Origin of the sequence: Comamonas sp., assembly GCF_036643215.1 — a bacterium.
In the GTDB taxonomy this organism is placed as follows: domain Bacteria; phylum Pseudomonadota; class Gammaproteobacteria; order Burkholderiales; family Burkholderiaceae_C; genus Comamonas.
Map to the genome: position 1 here is coordinate 35,512 of NZ_JAVXSJ010000026.1, position 20,476 is coordinate 55,987.

A 20,476-nucleotide genomic window follows, 5' to 3' on the forward strand; every position below is an offset into this window, starting at 1 on the left:
CAGGGGCTTACTGCTCCCGCTTAGTTTTTCCCATGTCCCACACCGAGTCTTTCACGGCCAGCCAGTACGCCGCCATTTTGAACAGCTTGCCCGATCCGGCTTTCGTTCTGACGGAGACGGGCCGCTATGCAGCGGTATTGGGTGGCAAAGATAAGCGCTATTACCACGACGGCACCTCACTCGTGGGCAAGTCCATTGCTGATGTACTGTCGCCTGCCAAAGCGCAATGGTTTGTGCAAAAAATTCAGGAGGCGCTGACGGGTCAGCAGATGCTGGTGCTGGAGTATGAATTGAGCGTGCACGACGTGCTGGGGCTGCCGAAAGAGGGTCCTCTGGAGCCTGTCTGGTTTGAAGGCCGTATCAGCACCTTGAGTGAGTGCTTTGATGGAGAAAGAGCCGTCATCTGGGTGGCCTGCAACATCACGGACAACAAGCGAATGCAGCAGAAATTGCAGCAGCAGGCCTTGCATGATGAGTTGACCGGCCTGAAGAATCGCCGTGGCTTTATGTGCGCCATGGAGAAGGCCTATCAGGCCTATTTGCTCCAAGGGCAGCAGGCGTGTCTCATGAGCTTTGATGTGGATTATTTCAAAGCCATCAATGATGGGCTGGGCCATCCCGCAGGGGATCAAGCGTTGCGAGAGCTGGGCGCTGCCGTGCGCCAGCTGGTCGAGCCTTATGAGGTGTTTTGCCGAGTGGGTGGAGATGAGTTCGCCATTCTCAGCGACAGGTGCTCTGAGGCGGACATCACCGTTTTGGCGCAGCAAGTGCTGGATGTCGGGCAGCGGGCGCTACATCGATATGCCACAGGCGGGCCTGCACCGGCGCTGAGTCTGGGCATCACATCCTTTATGCCTGCAGACACGAGCCTTGAAGACATCATGCGCAGGGCTGATCAAGCCCTGTACATGGCCAAGGTACAGGGTGGGGATCAGATGTTCATTGCCAGGCAGGGTGTGGCTGAGTGCAGCATGGCTTGACTCAGCCCTGGCAGGTGGCTATGGGCAAGCGCTGAAACTTAGATGCCAAGCTGCGCCGCATGGTGGCGCAGGTGGTCATCGATAAAGCTCTGAATAAAGTAGTAGCCGTGGTCGTAACCGGCTTGGCGGCGTAGGGTCAGTGGTTGACCGGCCTTGGCACAGGCCGCTTCAAAGGCTTCGGGCAGCAGCTGCTTTTCGATCAAAAATTTATCGGCCAAACCTTGGTCGATCAGAATGCCGCCGGGGTAGGGTGCGCTCGTTTGCGTGCTCATCAACTCGCTGGCGTCATGCTTGGCCCATTCGGCCTTGTCGTTGCCCAGATAGCCGGTGAATGCCTTATGGCCCCAAGGGCAATTCACAGGGTTGGCAATGGGGGCAAAGGCCGACAGGGACTTGAAAATGCCGGGGTGGCGCAGCGCCAGTGTCAGTGCGCCGTGGCCGCCCATGCTGTGACCGAAGATGCCAAGACGCTCCATGTCCACAGGCAGCTTGCTGCCCACTAGCGGCAGCAGGTCGTTCAGGATGTAGCTTTCCATGCGCCAGTGAAGGGCCCAGGGCGTGGTGGTTGCATCAAGGTAAAAACCTGCACCTACGCCAAAGTCCCATGCATCAGCCTCGCCCGCCAGACCCGCGCCGCGTGGACTGGTATCGGGGCAGATCAGGGCGATGTTCAGCTCAGCCGCCAGACGCTGCGCGCCAGCCTTAGCCATAAAGGTTTCTTCGGTGCAGGTCAGACCGGCCAGATAAATCAGCGCGGGCACCTTCTCGCCCAGCACGGCCTTGGGCGGCAGATAGACCGAGAACTTCATGGCCAGGCCGATCTCGCTGGAGAAATGCTCGTAATAACGCTGGGCACCGCCAAAGCAGGCGTGGGCGGTTTTGAGTTCGAAAGAAGAGGACATCAGATGCTCCTGAATAGAAAGCTGCGTGCGCATGTTGAAAAAGGGTTTCAAGCCTTTTGATGCTTGAAACCCTTGCTTTGAAAGCGCTAGCAGCTATGGTTTTGATTATTCAGCGAAGTTGACAACGGAACGGATCGACTTGCCTTCATGCATCAGGTCAAAGGCTTCGTTAATTTTGGCCAAGCCCATGGTGTGGGTCACAAACGGTTCCAGCTGAATCTTTCCACTCATGGCATCTTCCACCATGCCAGGCAGCTCGCTGCGGCCCTTGACGCCGCCGAAGGCCGTGCCCATCCACTTGCGGCCGGTGACCAGCTGGAAGGGGCGGGTAGAAATTTCCTGGCCGCTGCCGGCCACGCCGATGATGACGGACTGGCCCCAGCCGCGGTGGGCGCATTCCAGCGCCGCACGCATCACGTTGGTGTTGCCGATGCACTCGAAGCTGTGGTCCACGCCCCAGCCGGTCATCTCGACGATGACTTGCTGGATAGGCTTGTCAAAGTCCTTGGGGTTCACGCAATCGGTGGCACCAAAGGTCTTGGCCAGATCGAACTTGCCGGGGTTGGTGTCGATTGCGATGATGCGACCAGCCTTGGCCATTTGCGCGCCCTGAATCACGGCCAGACCGATACCGCCCAGACCGAAGACGGCCACGGTGTCGCCTTCTTGCACCTTGGCGGTGTTCTTGACGGCGCCCAGACCCGTGGTCACGCCGCAGCCCAGCAGGCAGACCTGCTCGGGGTTGGCATCGGGGCTGATCTTGGCCAGCGAGACGGCGGCAACCACGGTGTACTCGCTGAAGGTGGAGCAGCCCATGTAGTGGTAAATCGGCTCGCCGTTGTAGCTGAAGCGCGTGGTGCCGTCGGGCATCACGCCCTTGCCCTGTGTGGCGCGCACGGCGGTGCACAGGTTGGTCTTGCCGCTCTTGCAGAACAGGCACTCGCCGCATTCGGCGGTGTACAGCGGAATCACGTGGTCGCCGGGCTTGACGCTGGTCACGCCTTCGCCCACTTCCACCACAATGCCTGCGCCTTCATGGCCCAGCACGGCAGGGAAGATGCCCTCAGGGTCGTCACCGCTCAGGGTGAAGGCGTCGGTGTGGCAGACGCCGGTGTGGGTGATCTTGACCAGCACTTCGCCCTTTTGAGGCGGCGCGACGTCGATCTCGACGATTTGCAGGGGTTCTCCGGCTTTGAAGGCAACGGCGGCGCGTGATTTCATGACTGTCTTTCTGTGGATGTCGGGGCGGGCGAAGCGCTGCGGCACTCGCTCTGCGAAGCCCAGACTGTAGGGCATGGCTGCTGAGAAACGGCTGACCATGGCCGCTGTTTCAATGGCTTTGGCCGAATATGGTGGTTTGTTGGGTTTGCGGCCATTTTTGTGGCTGGCATTTTAAAATGCAGCCCTGTTTTTACCTTCGTCCATGCCTGATGGAACATCGTCACACCCACCCGCACACACTTCCTCACCGCATTGACCTGATCGTCTACCCCGGCTTCAAGTCACTGGAGGCGATTGGCCCCATGTCTGTCTTCGACTACGCCAACATCCACCTGCGCGCACGCGGCCAGCGTGATGGGTATGAGGTGCGCATTACGTCGGCAGCGCAGGGCGTTGTGCAGTCCGATACCTTGATGGCGCTGCAGGCCACGCAGTCGCTGGGCGAGCTGGCTGAACGCGGCACGGGCTGCACAGTGATCGTCGTCGGCTCGCGCCATATCGAGACGGTGCTGGGCACATCGGGCGAGCTGGTGCAGTGGTTGCAAGTCATGGCTGTCCGCGTGCCGCGCTTGATTGCACTGTGCTCGGGCAGCTTTTTTCTGGCCGAGGCCGGTTTGCTGGATGAGCGCCGCGCCGCCACGCACTGGAGCGTGGCTAAGGCGCTGGCCCAGCGCTACCCGCGTGTGCAGGTCGATGCCGATGCCATTTATGTCCGTGACGATGTGAAAGACAGCGATGGCGAGCGCCAGATCTGGACATCGGCCGGGGTGACCGCAGGCATTGATCTGGCGCTGGCCGTAGTGGAGCAGGACTTTGGCCATGCGCTGGCGCTGGAGGTGGCGCGGGATCTGGTGATGTATCTCAAGCGCCCCGGTGGTCAGTCCCAGTTCAGCGTGCCGCTGGCGGCGCAATCTACCCAGCACCGGGGTGTGCAGGCGGTGCAGCAATGGGTGCTTGCGCACCTTGAGAAGCCTGTGACACTGGCGCAGATGGCCGAGCAGGCAGCGATGAGCGAGCGGCACTTTCGCCGTGTCTTTCAGCAAGAAACAGGGCAAAGTCCATCGGCCTTTGTAGAAAACGCAAGGCTTGAAGCTGCGAAGCAGTTGCTGGAGGCACAAAGCCAGTGGCCGCTGAAGACCGTGGCCGCCCATGTGGGCCTGGGCTCGGAGCAGGCGCTGCGCCACCTGTTTGTGAAGAAGCTGGGCATTACGCCTGTGGCCTACCGGGAGCGCTTCGGGGATTGACTGACCATAAAACGTCAGTGGCTGGTGGGGTTCTCTTCTATATGTGACGCAGATTCATGGGTAAGTGAGCATGAGCCTTCATTGCCGCCTGTAACTTTTATAATCGCGCCGCCATTGCTGCAGGTGCTTTTAGCTCCTCGCCGCGATTCACACGGAGATGCCAGGGGCTCAGAAGTAGTGCCGGTATCCGTTCCCATTGCGAATAATGCATGGGCGTGTGACCCGAATTTCAGCTATCTAAAATCATCATGAGCAGTATTGCTATCTCTTCCATTCTGGTGGTCCTGAGTATTCTGGCCATCATTTTTCTCACGGCCAAACTCAAAGCGAACGTCTTTGGCGCGCTGTTTGCTGTCTCGCTGCTGCTGGCGGTGTTCGGCACCAGCCTGCCCCTGCCCAAGGTGATGGATGCGCTCAAGACCGGCTTTGGCAACACGCTGGGCGGTATCTCCTTCATCATCATCTTTGGTGCTGCGATTGCCGTTTGCATGCAAAAGAGTGGCGGCGCCCTGAGCATTGCCACCCACATCCTGAACCTGGCAGGCAAGCAAAACGCCAGGCCTGCCATGGCCTGGACGGGTTTCATCCCCGGCCTGACCATCTTCTGCGACACGGGGTACATCATTCTGAGCGGCATCGCCCGCAGCATCAGCGCCAGCACCAAGGTGCCCATGCCGCTGATTGCCTCCATCCTCGGTACATCGCTGTATGCCGTGCACTGCCTGGTGCCCACGCACCCCGGCGCACTGGCCGCAGCCACCACGCTGAATGCCAATCTGGGTCTGCTGGTGCTGGCTGGCGTGCTGTTTGCCATTCCCGGTCTGCTGGCGGCTTACTACTGGGCCAACTGGATGTGCAAGGGTAAGGACTACGCACCTGCCGTGGCCGAAGAGAGCGAGCAGCAATCGACCGCCAACCTGCCATCGTTCGGTTTCTCCCTGCTGCCCGTGGTGCTGCCACTGGTGCTGATCTCTATCTCTACACTGCTCACCACACTGGGCTACAAAGATGGCTTTGCCACCATTTTCCACTTCATGGGCAACCCCCCTGTTGCCTTGCTGGTGGGCATGCTGTGCGGCATGTGGCTGCTGGCCTGCAACGGCGGCAAAAAGGGTGACTTCAGCGCTGTGCTGGAAGAGGCCATCATCAAGTCCGGCCCCACGCTGATCATTACAGCAGCAGGCGGCATGTTCGGCGCCATCATCAAAGAAACCGGCGTGGGCGGCGCGCTGGGTCAGGCTCTGGGCAATGCCTCTATCGGTCTGCTGGTGCCGTTCATCATTGCTGCGCTGCTCAAGACGGCACAGGGCTCGTCCACCGTGGCTGCGCTGACATCGGCTGCCATCATTGCGCCAAGTCTTGCGACCTTTGGTCTGGATTCGGAAACGGGCCGCATCTTCGCGGTGCTGGCCATTGGTGCTGGCTCCATCGTGGCATCGCATGCCAACGACTCCTACTTCTGGGTGGTGACCAAGTTCTCCCAGATCGAAATGGAAGACTCGCTGCGCGTGTTCACCACCTCCACCATCGTCATGGGCGTGGTCAGTTTCGCCTGCATCTGGGTGGCCAGCGCCTTCATGCTCTGAACCGGTAGCACTGCATCATGAAAATTGTGATCGCCCCCGATTCCTACAAGGAAAGCCTGTCCGCGCTGGAAGTGGCCACGCAGATCGAGCTGGGGTTCAAGGAAATTTTCCCGGACGCCGAGTACGTCAAAGTGCCCATGGCCGATGGCGGCGAAGGCACGGTGCAGGCCATGGTCGAAGCCACGCAGGGCCGCCATGTTGAAGTCGAAGTGATTGACCCGCTGGGCCAGCGCATCACCGGCTTCTACGGCCTGACGGGCGACGGCCGCACCGCCATGATCGAAATGGCTGCGGCCAGCGGTCTGGCGCTGGTGCCGCCTGCACAGCGCAATCCCAACGTCACCACCAGCTACGGCACGGGTGAGTTGATCATTGCTGCGCTGGATGCCGGTGCCCGCCACCTGATTCTGGGCATTGGCGGCAGCGCCACCAATGATGGCGGCGCTGGCATGTTGCAGGCGCTGGGCGTGCAACTGCTGGATGCGCATGGCGTTGAGCTGGCACGCGGCGGTGCGCCGCTGGCCCAGCTGGCACGCATCGACATGAGCGGCTTGGACATGCGCCTTGCCGAATGCCAGATTGAAGTGGCCTGCGACGTGGACAACCCGCTGACTGGCGAGCGCGGTGCATCGGCCATCTTTGGCCCGCAAAAAGGTGCAACGCCTGAAATGGTGCAGTCGCTGGATGCTGGCCTCAAGCACTTTGCCGCCATCATCCAGCGCGACCTGGGTGTGGCCGTGGATGCCGTGGCGGGCGCTGGTGCCGCAGGCGGCATGGGCGCGGCCATGATGGCCTTCCTCAAAGGGCAACTGCGCCCCGGCTGCGAAATCATTGCGCGTGCCGTGGGTCTGGAAGCTGCTGTGCGTGATGCCGACCTGGTCATCACCGGTGAAGGCCGCATTGACCAGCAGACCATCTTCGGTAAAACGCCCTTTGGCGTGGCCACCGTAGCCAAGCAGTTTGGCAAACCTGTCATTGGCATTGCCGGTGGTCTAGGTACCAATGCGCAAGTTGTGCATGAGCATGGCATTGACGCCATCTTCAGCGTGCTCAGCCGTATCTGCACCCTGCAAGACGCGCTGGCCGAGGCCGAACACAACGTGCGCTCATCTGCGCGCAATATTGCCGCCGTGCTGGCCATGGGGCAGCGCCTGGGCTGAAGCGCTCTACTAGGCGCCTTATTGGGCATTATTCAAAGCAAAACCCCGGTCGCTGGTGCAGGCCGGGGTTTTTTGTTTTCAGAACTTCAGAACTTCAAAATGGAGGACTTTTGAAGAAATCCAGCGCCGCCTTGGCCGCAGCAAAGTTGCGTTCAATCTGCGCTTGCTGTTCTATGGCGGCTGCTTTGCTGGAGACTTCTTTCTGCAGTTTGGAGTCTTTTTGACCTCTAGCCTTGGTATTGATTGCGCTAGCAGCTATCGAAATTGAAGTGTTTGGGGCTGAGGCCTGGCTTACTTGGGCAGGGAGTAACTGTCCCAGATCCAGCGCAGGGTTGAGCTGCCACAGGCAGGAGACATAAGTCGCCATCGCCACTGCCGGGTCCCCGCGCTCAATACGCGCCATGGTTGGCTGAGAGATGCCGAGTTTGCTAGCCCACTGCGCCTGCGTCTCGCCTCGGCTTTTACGCTGGGCCACGATGCTTTGAGCAAGCTGTTCGATCTGCGCAAGGATGGCTGGCGGAAAGTCTGAGGGACTGGTGTTCTGGCGAGGCATGGCGCAATGGTAGGTGCGTTTTGGGGCGCCAAAGGCAAAAATGGCGCTCTTCACAAGACACCGCTGTGCATGCACCGGCTTAGGCGCTGTGACACAAGCCGGTGTGGCCGGAGATCACGCGGCTTCTGCGCTCATCAGCGAGGCGGTCCATTTGCGGGCGCGAGTGTCTTGCAGCAACAGCGTAAAAATCTTGAAGGGCGGTGCTCAATGAACACGCCCCGAGTAAGTCGGGGCGCTGGATGGGGTGGCTTTGCTTATGCCGGCATGCGGTAGAGCGTGCCATTGAACTCCAGCACCCCACTGTCATGCAAGGCATCAAGCTGCGTCATCACCAGCTCGCGCACGGGCGTGGTGACGGCAGACAGGCCCAGCAGGCGGGCCACGGCGCCGGGCAGTTCATCGCGTTGGCCGCCCAGGCTGGTTTTGAGCGTCTGGACAATCGCTTCGCGAATTTCTGCGGGTGGCAGGCAGTCGATACGGCGCAGATTGCTGGACTGCACACCGGCACGGTTGCGTACACGCATGGCGCGGTCCGGTAGATCGACAAAATCACCGTCTGCCACGATGGATTGATCGTTCAGCAGCAATTGCCGCGCTTGCTCCAGCGCTTCACGCACGCGGCTGCCTGCGCGCTGCAGACCCCACAGTGTTCGCATGCGGGTGACCAGTTCATCCCAATGAATGGGGCCTTCTTGCTCAATCACCTTGTGCATCAGCAGGGCCAGCTGTCTGCTGGGCAGGCTGTGCAATTCGCCCGTGGGTACGGCAAAGCGGGCTTCCTGATAAAGGCTGCAGTCGGCCACGGCGGAGGATTCAGAGCCTGAGCTGTCCGCATCACTGAGCGGCGCGCGCTCTATGATTTCTGTAGCTGCCTGCGCTTGATAGATGGGTGCTGCAGGCAGGTTTTGCTCAGATTCTTTGCGCTGCTTGGCGGCTTCCAGTGCGGCCATAACTCTCTCGGTCTGCGCTCGTGGCTGGCGGAACCAGTCGCAGCCCCAGATGCGCAGCAGTGTCCAGCCCTGACTCTCCAGCACCGACTGGCGCAGACGGTCACGGTCGCGGGCGGAGCGGCTGTGGTGGTAGCTCATGCCATCGCACTCAATACCCAGCAGATAGCGGCCCGGTTGCTCGGGGTCCACCACGGCAAGGTCGATGAAGAAGCCTGCAATCCCAATCTGCGTTTCGATCTGCAGGCCTAGGGGCGTGAGTTTCTCGGTCAGCGCATCGTAAACATCCTCTTCCAGTGGCGATTCCAGATCGCGCCCGCTGATGCTCGCCACAGTCAGATTGCCGGTCGCCGCGTAGTTGAGGAAGACCTTGAGGGCGGCCACGCCCTTACCCTTGCCACGCTCCAAGTCGATATCGTCAGCGGTGATGGAGGAGAACACCTCACAGCGCTGCTTGGCACGCGAGATCAGCACGTTCAAGCGGCGCTCACCGCCATCGGCGCTGACGGGGCCAAAGCGCATGGGCAGATAGCCTTGGGCATTGCGCGCATAGGCCACCGAGATAAAGATCACATCGCGCTCGTCGCCCTGCACGTTTTCCAGGTTCTTGATGAAGAAGGGCTCGTTAGGGTGGGCGACGAAGAAGGACTCGGCCTCGGGCTGCTGGCGGCGCAACAGCTCCAGCTCATCCTGAATGGCGACTTTTTGCTGCAGCGAGAACGCGGCCACGCCCAGACTGAGCTGAGGTGTTTGCAGTGCGTGCGCCATGATTGCGCGGGCAATGGTCTGCGCCTCAACGCGGTTGACGCGTGTGGCACCGCTGTCAAAGCGGCCTTCTGGCAGGTGGTGAAAACGCAGACCCATACCTGCACGGGCTGTGTAAGGGCTGGGTACGATGAACAGGCCACTGTTGTAGAACTGCTGGTTGGACACCGCAATCAGCGACTGGTGGCGGCTGCGGTAATGCCAGCGCAGCATGAGCTGGGGCATGCCCTTGGCAAGGCACAGGCTCAGAATGCTTTCCACGTCGGCGGCACCGGCGATGAGCTGTTCTTCGTCCTCGTCGTCGAACTCGTCCTGCTCGCTGGTCATGCGCGAGAAGAAGCGCGTGGGCGGCAACTGGCGGTCATCACCCACCACCACCAGCTGCTTGCAGCGGGCAATGGCGCCCAGTGCATCCACAGGCTCGATCTGGCTGGCCTCGTCAATGACCAGCAGGTCAAACTCGACCGCGCCGGGCTCCAGAAACTGGGCCACGGACAGCGGGCTCATCATGAACACGGGCTTGATGGCCTGCACCGCCTCGCCCGCCAGCTTGAAGAGCTTGCGCAGCGGCATATGTCCGCGCTTGCGGGCAATCTCGCCGTTGATGACGCCAAGTGGCCCTATGCCAGAGGCCGTGCGCGGCACCTGCTCGTAATGCGATAGCGCGGACTGAGCGCGCGCCAGCTCAATGCGTTCGATATCCAGTGCACGGAACTGGCGTACCTTCTGGCTGTGCTGGTCGCCGTTAAAGGCCACCAGTGCAGGATGTGTCTGCGTAGCCTGGCGCAGCAGCGCTTCGTAATAGGCGCGCTCAAAGCTGGGAGGCAGATCGTTCAGCGCAATCGCGTCCAGCTCCAACTGCTCCACCATCGGACTCAGCCCCGAGGCGCGGGCCTGCTCGCGCGTGGCGTGGTACTGCGTCCAGTCCAGCAGGGCGGCGGGCTGGGCTATCCACTGCGTCAGTCGCTCATTCAATGCTGTAAAAGGAATAGCAGATAACGCTGATACCCCAAAGGCTTCATTGATGTTGAGCTGGTAATTGGCAAGTACAGCTTGCGCTACCTGCTCAAATTTTTGTAGCGATGCTGTCGCTGTTGCGGCCAGCTCCGCACAGTGCGCAGGCGATGGCAGCTGGGCGTAAAGCTGGCGAAAAGACTCGCTACGGCCTTGGCCGTCCGGGCCGCTCATCCAGCGCAGCACGGCTTGCAGCTGGCTCCAGTCGCTTTGCTCGCCCAGCCAGAGCTGGCCGAAGGCGGCAATTCCATCAGTACTTTGCTGGGCCAGCGTCTGGCGCAGGCTTTGTGCCTGCATCAGCGCATCCAGCCATTGAATACGTTCGGCCTTGGTTTTGGGGAGCGGCTCTTTGAGATGTGCCTTGACGCTGGCAATCGCCTGGCGGTAGCCGCCGTTGAAGATGCGAAACAGGGAATCGCCATGGGCGGCAATGCTCTGGCGGGCGCTGTTCCAGTCATGGCTCCAGGCTGACTCTGCAAAGCGGCTGCGCAGGCCTTGTGTTTGCTGGCTGAATTGCAGACCCGTTTCCAGCAGCTTTTGCAACTGGCCCAGGCCATGGCTCCAGATGGAGCTGGCGACAGACTGCCTGTCTACCGTGGGCGCTGAAGCCAGTTGTTGCGCCAGTGCAATCTGTTCTTCAATACCCTGAATGTTTTGAGGTGCAGGCCTATGCAGTGATTGCGCTAGCTGCTCACTATCTTGTAGCGTTTGCTGCAGCAAATTCTGCACAGCAGGTAGTTGCAGAGCAAAGCGCTCGGCATCCATTTTTAGCAGGGCAGGGTGGCAGACGCCGCGCCATGGATGCTGCTGAATGGGCATGACCGTGCTGGCAGCCTGGCTCAGCGCCTGCACGGTTTGCTGGCGTGCAGAAAAGTCCGTAGGTGCCCAGTCCTGCGCGTCTTGCAGCAAGTCGGGCAGGTGAGCGATTTGCACCGCATCGAGCTTGGCCAGCTGGCCCAGAATTTGATAAGGCGTCAGCGCGCAGGGCGCCAGCGCCTGATGCATGACCTCGCTGTGCGCATTGAGCTGCTGCTGAACGTTGGTCAGCTCGTTGATGATCTGGTCGCGGTGCTCCACGCGCGGGCGGCCCAGGTCACGTGTGGCCTTGAGTTCTTCCAGCACCTTGCGTTTGTTGGTGTGGTGGCTGTGAAGCTCCAAGCAGGCGGGGCCAAGGCCAACGGCCTTGAGACGGCGATTCACCACCTCCAGCGCCGCCATTTTTTCGGAGATGAACAGCACCTTCTTGCCATCGGCAATCGCGGCGGCAATCACATTGGTGATGGTCTGGGACTTACCAGTGCCGGGCGGGCCTTGAATGACCAGATTCTCGCCACGGCGCACGGCCTCAATCGCGAGTGATTGCGAGCTGTCCGCATCCACCACATGGCGCTGGCTGACGACGGGAATCAATTCGTCCACATCGGCATCTTCGGGAAAGATCTGCTCGCGGGCCTCAAAACCATCCTGCAGTGCAGAGGCAATCAGCGCCTGCTGATCCAGCCGCTTATCTTGCGGCCAGGTGCTTGCGTCCAGGTCGCGGTACATGAGGAACTTGGCAAAGCTGAAAAAGCCCAGCGTCATCGCATCGGGCAAGACCTGCCAGCCCGGCTGGGCAGCCGCCATGGTGGTGACGGCTGCCAGATAGGCTGCGGGGTCAAAGTCATCGCCGGCTTTGAATTCAGGCAACTCCAGACCAAAGTCGGCCTTGAGCTTGGCAGCCAGCGAGAGATTTTCAGCCGCATCTTCCTGCAGCCAGCTCAAGGTAAAGCGCTCGGCGGCGCTTTTGCGCTCCAGTGCCACGGGCAACAAAATTAGCGGCGCAAAGCGCGGCTTGTCGGGCGCATTGCGGTCAAACCATTGCAGGTGGCCAAGGGCCAGAAACAGGATGTTGACGCCTTGCTCTTCCACAAAGGTGCGGGCGTCGGAATGCATGTCCAGCAGGCGGCGCTGCAATTTTTCGCTGGTCAGGCGCGTCTGTAGCTTCAGGTCGCGGTGGCGCTGCGCCACGCCGCGCTCTGCGCTGGCATCGTCTTCGGGCTGGGGCAGGGCGAGGGTCTGTGCTTCGGCGGATTCCTGCGCAGTCTCATCGGTCTTGCTCGGCACAAAGCTCATCGCCTTGCCATCCGTCACCAGCAGGCGGTAAACCTCGGGCGTCAGCTCGTCGGCAAAGTGCAGCAGCCTGGCCGTGGCGGCCTGCGGCAGGCTCAGCAGCCGGTTGCGTGTGGACAGGTCCAGCAGTGACTGGCGGCTTTTTTCTAGCTGTCGGGCGATGGGCGAGGAGGGCAAGGCGACTGCAGCTGGCACAGCGGCGATGACATCGCCAGAAGCGCCGCCTACCAAGTCAGAGGCTGCGCTTGAATTCTCGTTGGCGGACATGGGTTTCCCAGATCAATCAGTTGGCACTGACTGTACTGGGAAAAGTGGATGGCTCCAGTGCTGTACAGCTTGGGGTCGTCAGTACAAAGCATCTTTTGGGTTGCCAGGACGAGCATCCCAAAGTGGTTTGCATGCGAGACCCAATGACCTTCCAATCAGAACTTCCAGCCCAATTCAGCGCTGACAAACCCAGAGCAGGAGCTGCAGGTTTTTGGGCTTAGGCGGCCGGTAATTTCGATGTGCTCTGTGACACGCCACCGAATGAGCGCACCACCTGCGAATGCGATGGGGTTTTTGTAGTTGGTTCGAATGCCTGCAAACAAGCCTGCATCGAGGCTGCCGACGGAAAGGGGCGAATACTCTGCAATGGCATAGGTGCTCCACTTGCTGAGACTGTTTTTGTAGAAGCCTGCCTGAATGGAGAAGTCATTGCCAAAGTCTCTTCGAAGGCCAAGACCTGGGTTGGTTTCATTCCATTTTTTGCCATGCGCTCTTTCTGAGAAGTGATGGCTGAACGTATGCAGATTGAGAGACCAAGTCTCCTCAGCGTGAAGCGCTGAGCAGAAGACCAAAAGAGATGACACCACAAATACTTTAGGGCATTTCATTGATTTTCAGCGCTTAGGCTGCCTTGTTGAGAAATCAGCTTGGTTCGTCTAAATGCAGCTTATCGATGAACGATTTTGTAAAGTTACAAGTTAATCCCGCGAAGATGTAATCAAATGTCTCTATATGGTTTGATGCCCAAGAGTGTGTGTGCGCTAGGGACGGCAACAAAAAAGCCGCATTGCTGCGGCTTGTGGTTTGAGTGCGAGGCAAGATTTAGATCTTGCCGGTGCCGTTGGTGGGTAAAAGTCCTGCAGCGCGCAGCTTGTCTTTCTTGCTGGGTCTGCGGCCCTTGATGCCGCCGTTGCCCTCTTGTGCGACGGGCGGTGGCGGCACTTCTTCGGTGGGCTCGAAACCTTCAATCTGTTCCAGTGGAATGTCCAGCTGGTTGCGTTTGCAGATCAGGCTCCAGTGCGCAGTTTCTGCGGGGGGAACAAAAGTGATAGCGGCTCCCGCATGTCCGGCGCGGCCTGTGCGGCCAATGCGGTGAATATAGTCGGCGGGCGAGCGTGGCAGGTCGTAGTTGATGACCGTAGGCAGCTGCGCAATATCAATGCCGCGCGAGGCCAGATCAGTGGTGATCAGCAGCTGCCAGCGCTTGGACTTGAACTGCTCGAGCACATCTTTGCGGGCACCTTGGCTCATGTCGCCGTGGAAGGTGGTGGCGAAGATGCCGGCCTTGTAGAGCTTGTCTGCCAGCATTTCTGCGGTGTGGCGCTTGGCGACAAAAACCAGCGCGCGTTCCCATTCGGGTTGGCCTTCGCCATCTTTGACCAGCTTGCGCAGCAGCTGGGTGCGGCTAGGGCTGTCCACGGCAATGGCGCGCTGGGTGATGTTTTCGGGGCTGGCCGAGTGTTCGGTAGTGCTGTCGGCATCGACCTGCACGCGCACGGGGTCGTGCAGCAGCTGGGTCGCCAGAGCTTCTACGTTCTGTGGGAACGTGGCAGAGAACAACAGGGTCTGGCGCTTGGCGGGCAGCAGGGCCAGCACGCGGTTGAGTTCTTCGGCAAAGCCTTGGTCCAGCAGGCGGTCGGCCTCGTCCAGCACCAGGTGCTGCACGGCATTCAGGCGCACGGCGTTGCTGCTGACCAGATCGAGTAGACGGCCGGGTGTGGCGACCAGAAAATCGGCGCTGCCGCGCATCTGCATCATTTGGGGGTTGATGGAGACGCCACCGTAAACCACACGGCTGCGGGGCTGATCATGCAGCTTGCGCGTCAGGTCGCTCAGGCTTTCATGCACCTGCTGAGCCAGCTCACGCGTGGGCACAAGGATGAGCGTAGCCAGTGGGCGCACAAAGCCGGTGTGGCTGCGCTTTTGCGCCATCCAGCCTTGCAGCAGCGGCATCAGGTAAGCCATCGTCTTGCCCGAGCCCGTGGGCGCACAGGCCCAGAGGTCACGCCCGGCCAGTACGGCGGGGATGGCCTGGGTCTGGATCGGCGTTGCGTTGTGCAGGCCCAGGTCCTGGGCAGCATTCAAAAGCTCGGCGCGCAGGCCTAGAGGGGCAAAAGACATAGAGGCAGGATGAAAAGAATCAATAGCGGTGTGCAGGAGGCGCATTGTGCGGGAATTACCGCGTCGCAGCAGGGCGCAGGGACAAGCTACAGTCATTCCATTCAAGAAACAAGGAGCAAAAACATGAGTCAGGCCATGCATCAAGCCATTGTGATTACCGAGTACGGTGGCCCCGAGGTGCTGAAGATTGCCACTGTGGCCTCGCAGGCTCTGGCGGCTGGTCAGGTCCGGGTGCAGCACACACGCATTGGCGTGAATTTTCACGATGTCTATGTGCGCTCAGGCCTGTACAAGACGCTGGCGCTGCCGGGCACGCCCGGTATCGAGGCGGTAGGCGTGGTCGCTGAAGTCGGTGAGGGCGTGAGCCGCTTCAAAGTGGGCGAGCGGGTGTGTTATATCTCTGCGGCCTATGCCATTTACGCGGCAGAGCGCGTGATTGCGGCCGATGAGCTGATTGTCGTACCCGATGATTTGAGCGATGCACTGGTGGCATCCAGCTTGCTGCGCGGGCTAACGGCTGATGTGCTGCTGCACCGCGTAGCCCATGTGGGGCAGGGTACGCGCATTCTGGTGCAGGCTGCGGGCGGCGGCATGGGGCAGATTTTGAGCCAATGGGCCACGCGCCAGGGTGCGATGGTGATTGGTACTGCGGGCAGCGATGCCACGGCGAAAAAGGCCGATCAGGCCGGTTGTGTCGAGGTGATTCGCTACCGGGGTGAGGGTGCTCAGGATGTGGCAGAGCGCGTGTTGGTGCTGACACATGGCGAAGGCGTGGATGTGGCTTATGATGCCGTGGGCAAGGTCAGCTTTGATGGATCGCTGGCCAGTTTGAACATTGGCGGCCAGCTGGTGATGTATGGGCAGTCGTCCGGCCCGGTGCCTGCGCTGGAGATTGCGCGACTTGCGGCTAAGTCAAATAGCGTGAGCCGGCCCATGGTGTTCCACTTTGTGAAAAAGCCTGCCGAGCGCGAAGCCATGGCAGCGCGTGTGTTTGAGGCGCTGCGTAAAAAGCATTTCCGCATGGGCGTACCGCAGGAATTTGCGCTGGCAGATGCCGCAGCAGCCCACCGCGCACTGGAGGCGCATGGCGCGGTTCAGCCTATCTTGCTGGTGCCCTGATGAGTTTGGCTGGCGAGCTTAGCCCCTGAAAAACCAGCGTGTCATTGAAATCATCAGGCCGAGCACGCCTGCTACAAGGCAGGCCAGATGCAGCCAGTCCAGAGGAATGGCGTGCAGCAATCCATTGGCGTCAGAGAACGGCTGCCAGGGGCGAATGTCGCTGTGCATGATGCTGTCGAGCACGATATGGCTGTATGCACCCAGCGCTGCACCTGTCAGTACCTGGCGGCTCTGAAGGCTTCGCCAGCCAAAGAGGTCGGGTAGCCTGATCCGCTGCGCCAGTCCATAAAGGGCCTTGTACAGCAGCCAGGTTGCGGCAATCACCAGCGTGGCACCTATATAGGTATGGAAGAACGCATGGACCTGGTCGTTACCCTGCTGCAGGTTGTACAGCGACTCGCAATCAATCAGCACATTGGCAGTGCAGAACGCGATAAAGCTGACATGGCCAGGTGCCGCTGATTGAAGCAATGCGCCGGGGCCAAAGTGAAATGGAGTGATAGGCATGGATGAGCGCTTGAAGTGCGCAGGGCTCTAGGTCAGGGTAAGAACAGGTGAATTCTGAGTGAAATACCACCTGAGCCTATATGAATAATGCGCTGACAGCTTTTGTTTTTATAGCGATATCTTGGGCCTGTCCGGTCAAAATTTCCAAAGAAAAAGCCCGCCAGCTTTTGCAAGCTGCGGGCTTTTTTGCATGCGGCAGGCCCGGTAAACCGGGCCTGAAAGCGATTAACGCTTGCTGATAGGCTGAACGTCGCGGTGTGCGGCGCCGGTGTACAGCTGGCGAGGACGGCCAATCTTGTACTCGGGGTCAGCCATTTGTTCGTTGAGCTGAGCGATCCAGCCCACGGTACGGGCCAGAGCGAAGATGCCGGTGAACAGGTTCACTGGAATGCCGATAGCGCGCTGAACGATGCCGGAGTAGAAGTCGACGTTGGGGTACAGCTTGCGCGAGACGAAGTAGTCGTCTTCCAGAGCAATCTTCTCGACTTGCTTGGCCAAGGCGAACAGAGGATCCTTTTCCAGGCCCAGTTCTTGCAAGATTTCGTTGCAGGTTTCCTGCATCAGCTTGGCGCGGGGGTCGTAGTTCTTGTACACGCGGTGGCCAAAGCCCATCAGCTTCACGCCGCTGGTCTTGTCCTTGGCTTGTTCCATGAACTCGCCGACCTTGGCGATACCGCCGCTGGCCTGGATTTGTTCCAGCATGTTCAGTGCGGCTTCGTTGGCGCCGCCGTGGGCAGGACCCCACAGGCAAGCAACGCCAGCGGAGATCGCTGCGAAGGGGTTGGTGCCGGACGAGCCGCACAGGCGCACGGTCGATGTCGACGCGTTTTGCTCGTGGTCTGCGTGCAGGATGAAGATGCGGTCCAGAGCACGTTCAATCACGGGATTGACCTTGTACTCTTCGCAAGGGTTGCCGAACATCATGCGCATGAAGTTGCCTGCATAGGACAGGTCATTCTTCGGGTACATGTAGGGCTGGCCCACGCCGTACTTGTATGCCATGGACACCAGAGTAGGCATCTTGGCAATCAGACGGATGGCGGCAATGTTGCGGTGCTCAGGGTTCGTGATGTCGGTGCTGTCGTGATAGAAAGCCGACATGCCGCCCACCAGACCGGTCAGCACAGCCATGGGGTGTGCATCACGGCGGAAGCCACGCAGGAAGAACTGCATCTGCTCGTTGACCATGGTGTGCTGGGTCACGGTGTTTTCAAACTCGGCCTTCTGGGCTTCGTTTGGCAGCTCTCCGTACAGCAGCAGGTAACAGGTTTCGAGGAAGTTGCAGTTCTTGGCCAGTTGCTCGATAGGGTAGCCGCGGTACAGCAGCTCGCCCTTGTCGCCATCAATGTAGGTGATGGCGGACTGGCAGGCAGCGGTAGAGAGGAAGCCCGGGTCATAAGTGAAACTGCCGGATTGACCGTACAGCTTACGGATGTCGATCACGTCAGGGCCGATGCTGCCCTGATAGACCGGCAATTCGACGCTAGGGGCGCCATTGCTAAAAGACAGCGTTGCTTTGTTGTCAGCGAGTTTCATTTCAAACTTCCTTCTCTAAATTGCCTAGCCTACTGGGGTGAGCCGCCGGGGACGCGCTTGCGCAGCATCTCCAGGACTTCCCTTACTTCTTGGGTGTCGAGTTGACCTTCGGGTTCCTTGCGACGCAAGAAAAGATCCATCAGGTCGTTGTCTGCCAGATCCATCAAGGCAGACATGCCAGCCGCGTTTTGTTGCGTGAGCTGGCTTCCGTAGGTGGCGAAGAACTGCTCAATGAAGAGATCGTTCTCAACCAGACCACGGCGGCTGCGCCACTTAAGCAGGTCGCGCTCACGTTCATCGAGCAGAGTATTCGTCATCAGCATCAGACGGTTCGACGAACCATCAGCTCCTTGATTTTGCCAATCGCTGCGGTGGGGTTCAGGTGCTTGGGGCACACGTCCACGCAGTTCATGATGGTGTGGCAGCGGAAGAGTCGGTAAGGATCTTCCAGGTTATCAAGGCGCTCGCCCGTGGCTGTGTCGCGGCTGTCCGCGATGAAGCGGTAAGCCTGCAGCAGACCGGCTGGGCCCACGAACTTGTCGGGGTTCCACCAGAACGAAGGGCAGCTGGTGGAGCAGCTTGCGCACAGAATGCACTCGTACAGGCCGTTGAGCTCTTCGCGCTCTTCGGGGGACTGCAGGCGTTCCTTGCTTGGCGTTGCGTACACATCGCTTTGCAGGTAAGGCTTGATCGAGTGGTACTGCTTGAAGAACTGAGTCATGTCCACAATCAGATCGCGAACCACGGGCAGGCCGGGCAGGGGCTTCAACACGATGTCACCCTTCAGGGTGTTCATGTTGGTCAAGCAGGCCAGACCGTTTTTGCCGTTGATGTTCATGGCGTCCGAGCCGCACACGCCTTCACGGCAGGAGCGACGGAACGAGATCGATGGATCCATTTCCTTGAGCTTGACCAGGGCGTCCAGCAGCATGCGTTCGTGACCGTCGAGCTCGACTTGCACGGTTTGCATGTAGGGCTTGGCGTCCCGATCAGGATCGTAGCGGTAGATTTTGAATGTGCGCTTCATTTTGATCTTCTCTCGTGGGCTACTGGATTAGAACGTACGAACCTTGGGAGGTACGCTTGCAACGGTCAGGGGCTTGAGGTTCACAGGCTTGTAAGACAGGCCGTTCGTGGCGCTATCCCACAGTGTGTGCTTGAGCCATTCCTTGTCGTTGCGGCCCAGCGGGAATTCGGCGTGGTCGGCAGGGTGCTCGTAGTCGTACACGGTGTGTGCACCACGGCATTCCTTGCGGGCTGCGGCCGATGTCATGGTGGCTTGTGCCACTTCGATCAGGTTGTCCACTTCCAGAGCTTCCATGCGGGCGGTATTCCACACCATGGACTTGTCCTTCAGCGTCACGGAGCCCACGCGTTCGCGCAGGGCATTGATCTTGGTCACGCCTTCGTCCATGCTCTTCTGGGTGCGGAACACGCCAGCATGTGTCTGCATGGAAGTGCGGATTTCGCCTGCCAGATCCTGGGCGTAAGTGCCTTCCTTGGAGTCTTGCAGCTGGTTCAGACGAGCCAGGGTACGGTCAGCGCCGTCGGCGGGCACTTCGCGGTGCGAGCCAAAGCCGTTGACGAATTCCACAATGTGCTTGCCGGCAGCCTTGCCGAAGACCAGCAGGTCCAGCAGCGAGTTGGTGCCCAGGCGGTTGGCGCCGTGCACCGACACGCAAGAGCATTCGCCCACTGCGTACAGGCCGTTCACAACGCGGTTCTGTGTGCCGTCGTAGGTCACAACCTGGCCGTTGATGTTGGTGGGGATGCCACCCATCTGGTAGTGGATGGTAGGAACCACGGGGATGGGTTCCTTGGTGATGTCCACGTTGGCGAAGTTGTGGCCAATTTCTTCCACGGAAGGCAGGCGCTTGCGGATGGTGTCTGCACCCAGGTGGTCCAGCTTCATCAGGATGTAGTCCTTGTTAGGACCGCAGCCACGACCTTCCTTGATTTCCTGGTCCATCGAACGCGACACGAAGTCACGTGGGGCCAAGTCCTTCAGGGTTGGAGCGTAACGCTCCATGAAGCGCTCGCCTTCGCTGTTCAGCAAAATCGCGCCTTCGCCGCGGCAGCCTTCGGTCAGCAGCACGCCAGCACCAGCCACGCCGGTGGGGTGGAACTGCCAGAACTCCATGTCTTGCAAAGGAATGCCAGCGCGTGCTGCCATGCCCAGGCCGTCACCGGTGTTGATGAAGGCGTTGGTCGATGCCTGGAAGATACGGCCGGCACCGCCAGTCGCCATCAGCACTGCCTTGGCGTGCAGTTCGTACAGATCGCCAGTTTCCAGCTCGAGAGCGGTCACGCCGACCACATCGCCTTCGGAGTTGCGGATCAGGTCCAGAGCCATCCACTCCACGAAGAAGTTGGTCTTGGACTTGACGTTCTGCTGGTACAGCGTGTGCAGCATGGCGTGACCGGTACGGTCAGCGGCAGCGCAGG

Annotated in this window: 17 protein-coding genes; 6 read left to right on the forward strand and 11 right to left on the reverse strand. The window is 59.9% G+C overall.

Annotation, left to right across the window (positions count from 1 at the left end; genetic code table 11):
* The first annotated feature begins 32 nt into the window (after positions 1-32).
* Positions 33-980: a sensor domain-containing diguanylate cyclase gene (locus RSF91_RS15920; RefSeq protein ID WP_332569335.1), complete on the forward strand. Its 948-nt coding sequence runs from the start codon at positions 33-35 to the stop codon at positions 978-980.
* 38 nt (positions 981-1,018) lie between these two features.
* On the opposite strand, the gene fghA is transcribed toward RSF91_RS15920, so the two are convergent.
* Both fghA and RSF91_RS15930 read right to left on the reverse strand, forming a co-directional pair.
* Positions 1,019-1,882, reverse strand: coding sequence for an S-formylglutathione hydrolase (gene fghA / locus RSF91_RS15925; protein WP_332569336.1), 864 nt, complete (start codon positions 1,880-1,882; stop codon positions 1,019-1,021).
* 105 nt (positions 1,883-1,987) lie between these two features.
* The gene (locus tag RSF91_RS15930; protein ID WP_332569337.1) at positions 1,988-3,103 is read right to left on the reverse strand and encodes an S-(hydroxymethyl)glutathione dehydrogenase/class III alcohol dehydrogenase; all 1,116 of its coding nucleotides are present in this window, start codon (positions 3,101-3,103) and stop codon (positions 1,988-1,990) included.
* Positions 3,104-3,312: 209 nt separating this feature from the next.
* On the opposite strand from RSF91_RS15930, the gene RSF91_RS15935 reads away from it, so the two are divergent.
* From RSF91_RS15935 to RSF91_RS15945, 3 genes are all read left to right on the forward strand, one after another.
* Entirely contained in the window at positions 3,313-4,347 is a 1,035-nt protein-coding gene (locus RSF91_RS15935) for a GlxA family transcriptional regulator (RefSeq protein WP_332569338.1), read from the forward strand.
* A gap of 248 nt (positions 4,348-4,595) precedes the next feature.
* A complete protein-coding gene (locus tag RSF91_RS15940) occupies positions 4,596-5,933 on the forward strand; it encodes a GntP family permease (protein WP_332569339.1) in 1,338 nt (445 codons plus the stop codon).
* 17 nt (positions 5,934-5,950) lie between these two features.
* On the forward strand, positions 5,951-7,093 hold the full coding sequence (locus tag RSF91_RS15945; RefSeq protein ID WP_332569340.1) for a glycerate kinase: 1,143 nt from the start codon (positions 5,951-5,953) through the stop codon (positions 7,091-7,093).
* 94 nt (positions 7,094-7,187) lie between these two features.
* Here RSF91_RS15945 and RSF91_RS15950 read toward each other — a convergent pair whose 3' ends face one another.
* The 4 genes from RSF91_RS15950 to RSF91_RS15965 form a co-directional block, all read right to left on the reverse strand.
* Positions 7,188-7,646, reverse strand: coding sequence for a helix-turn-helix domain-containing protein (locus tag RSF91_RS15950; RefSeq protein ID WP_332569341.1), 459 nt, complete (start codon positions 7,644-7,646; stop codon positions 7,188-7,190).
* 254 nt (positions 7,647-7,900) lie between these two features.
* Complete coding sequence (locus RSF91_RS15955; protein ID WP_332569342.1) at positions 7,901-12,748, reverse strand: DUF3320 domain-containing protein; 4,848 nt, start codon at positions 12,746-12,748, stop codon at positions 7,901-7,903.
* A gap of 155 nt (positions 12,749-12,903) precedes the next feature.
* On the reverse strand, positions 12,904-13,356 hold the full coding sequence (locus RSF91_RS15960; protein WP_332569343.1) for a hypothetical protein: 453 nt from the start codon (positions 13,354-13,356) through the stop codon (positions 12,904-12,906).
* 214 nt (positions 13,357-13,570) lie between these two features.
* A complete protein-coding gene (locus RSF91_RS15965) occupies positions 13,571-14,869 on the reverse strand; it encodes a DEAD/DEAH box helicase (protein ID WP_332569344.1) in 1,299 nt (432 codons plus the stop codon).
* Positions 14,870-14,992: 123 nt separating this feature from the next.
* Here RSF91_RS15965 and RSF91_RS15970 point away from each other — a divergent pair, with 123 nt between their 5' ends.
* Positions 14,993-15,988 (forward strand): quinone oxidoreductase family protein, encoded by a 996-nt coding sequence (locus RSF91_RS15970; RefSeq protein ID WP_332569345.1) that lies wholly within the window; start codon positions 14,993-14,995, stop codon positions 15,986-15,988.
* Positions 15,989-16,006: 18 nt separating this feature from the next.
* Here RSF91_RS15970 and RSF91_RS15975 read toward each other — a convergent pair whose 3' ends face one another.
* On the reverse strand, positions 16,007-16,495 hold the full coding sequence (locus tag RSF91_RS15975; protein ID WP_332569346.1) for a hypothetical protein: 489 nt from the start codon (positions 16,493-16,495) through the stop codon (positions 16,007-16,009).
* A gap of 80 nt (positions 16,496-16,575) precedes the next feature.
* Between RSF91_RS15975 and RSF91_RS15980 the strand changes: the two genes are divergently transcribed.
* Positions 16,576-16,734 (forward strand): hypothetical protein, encoded by a 159-nt coding sequence (locus RSF91_RS15980; protein WP_332569347.1) that lies wholly within the window; start codon positions 16,576-16,578, stop codon positions 16,732-16,734.
* Here the strand turns inward: RSF91_RS15980 and RSF91_RS15985 are convergent.
* From RSF91_RS15985 to RSF91_RS16000, 4 genes are all read right to left on the reverse strand, one after another.
* The gene (locus tag RSF91_RS15985; protein WP_332569348.1) at positions 16,721-18,031 is read right to left on the reverse strand and encodes a citrate synthase; all 1,311 of its coding nucleotides are present in this window, start codon (positions 18,029-18,031) and stop codon (positions 16,721-16,723) included. The genes RSF91_RS15980 and RSF91_RS15985 overlap by 14 nt on opposite strands.
* Positions 18,032-18,060: 29 nt before the next feature.
* Positions 18,061-18,354 carry an FAD assembly factor SdhE gene (locus RSF91_RS15990; protein ID WP_332569349.1) on the reverse strand — a complete coding sequence of 98 codons (294 nt, stop codon included), beginning with the start codon at positions 18,352-18,354 and terminating at the stop codon, positions 18,061-18,063.
* On the reverse strand, positions 18,354-19,058 hold the full coding sequence (locus tag RSF91_RS15995) for a succinate dehydrogenase iron-sulfur subunit (protein ID WP_099736234.1): 705 nt from the start codon (positions 19,056-19,058) through the stop codon (positions 18,354-18,356). Before RSF91_RS15995 ends, RSF91_RS15990 begins: the two co-directional genes overlap by 1 nt.
* A 27-nt stretch (positions 19,059-19,085) precedes the next feature.
* A partial coding sequence (locus tag RSF91_RS16000; protein WP_332569350.1) for an FAD-binding protein occupies positions 19,086-20,476 on the reverse strand: 1,391 nt, incomplete at its 5' end.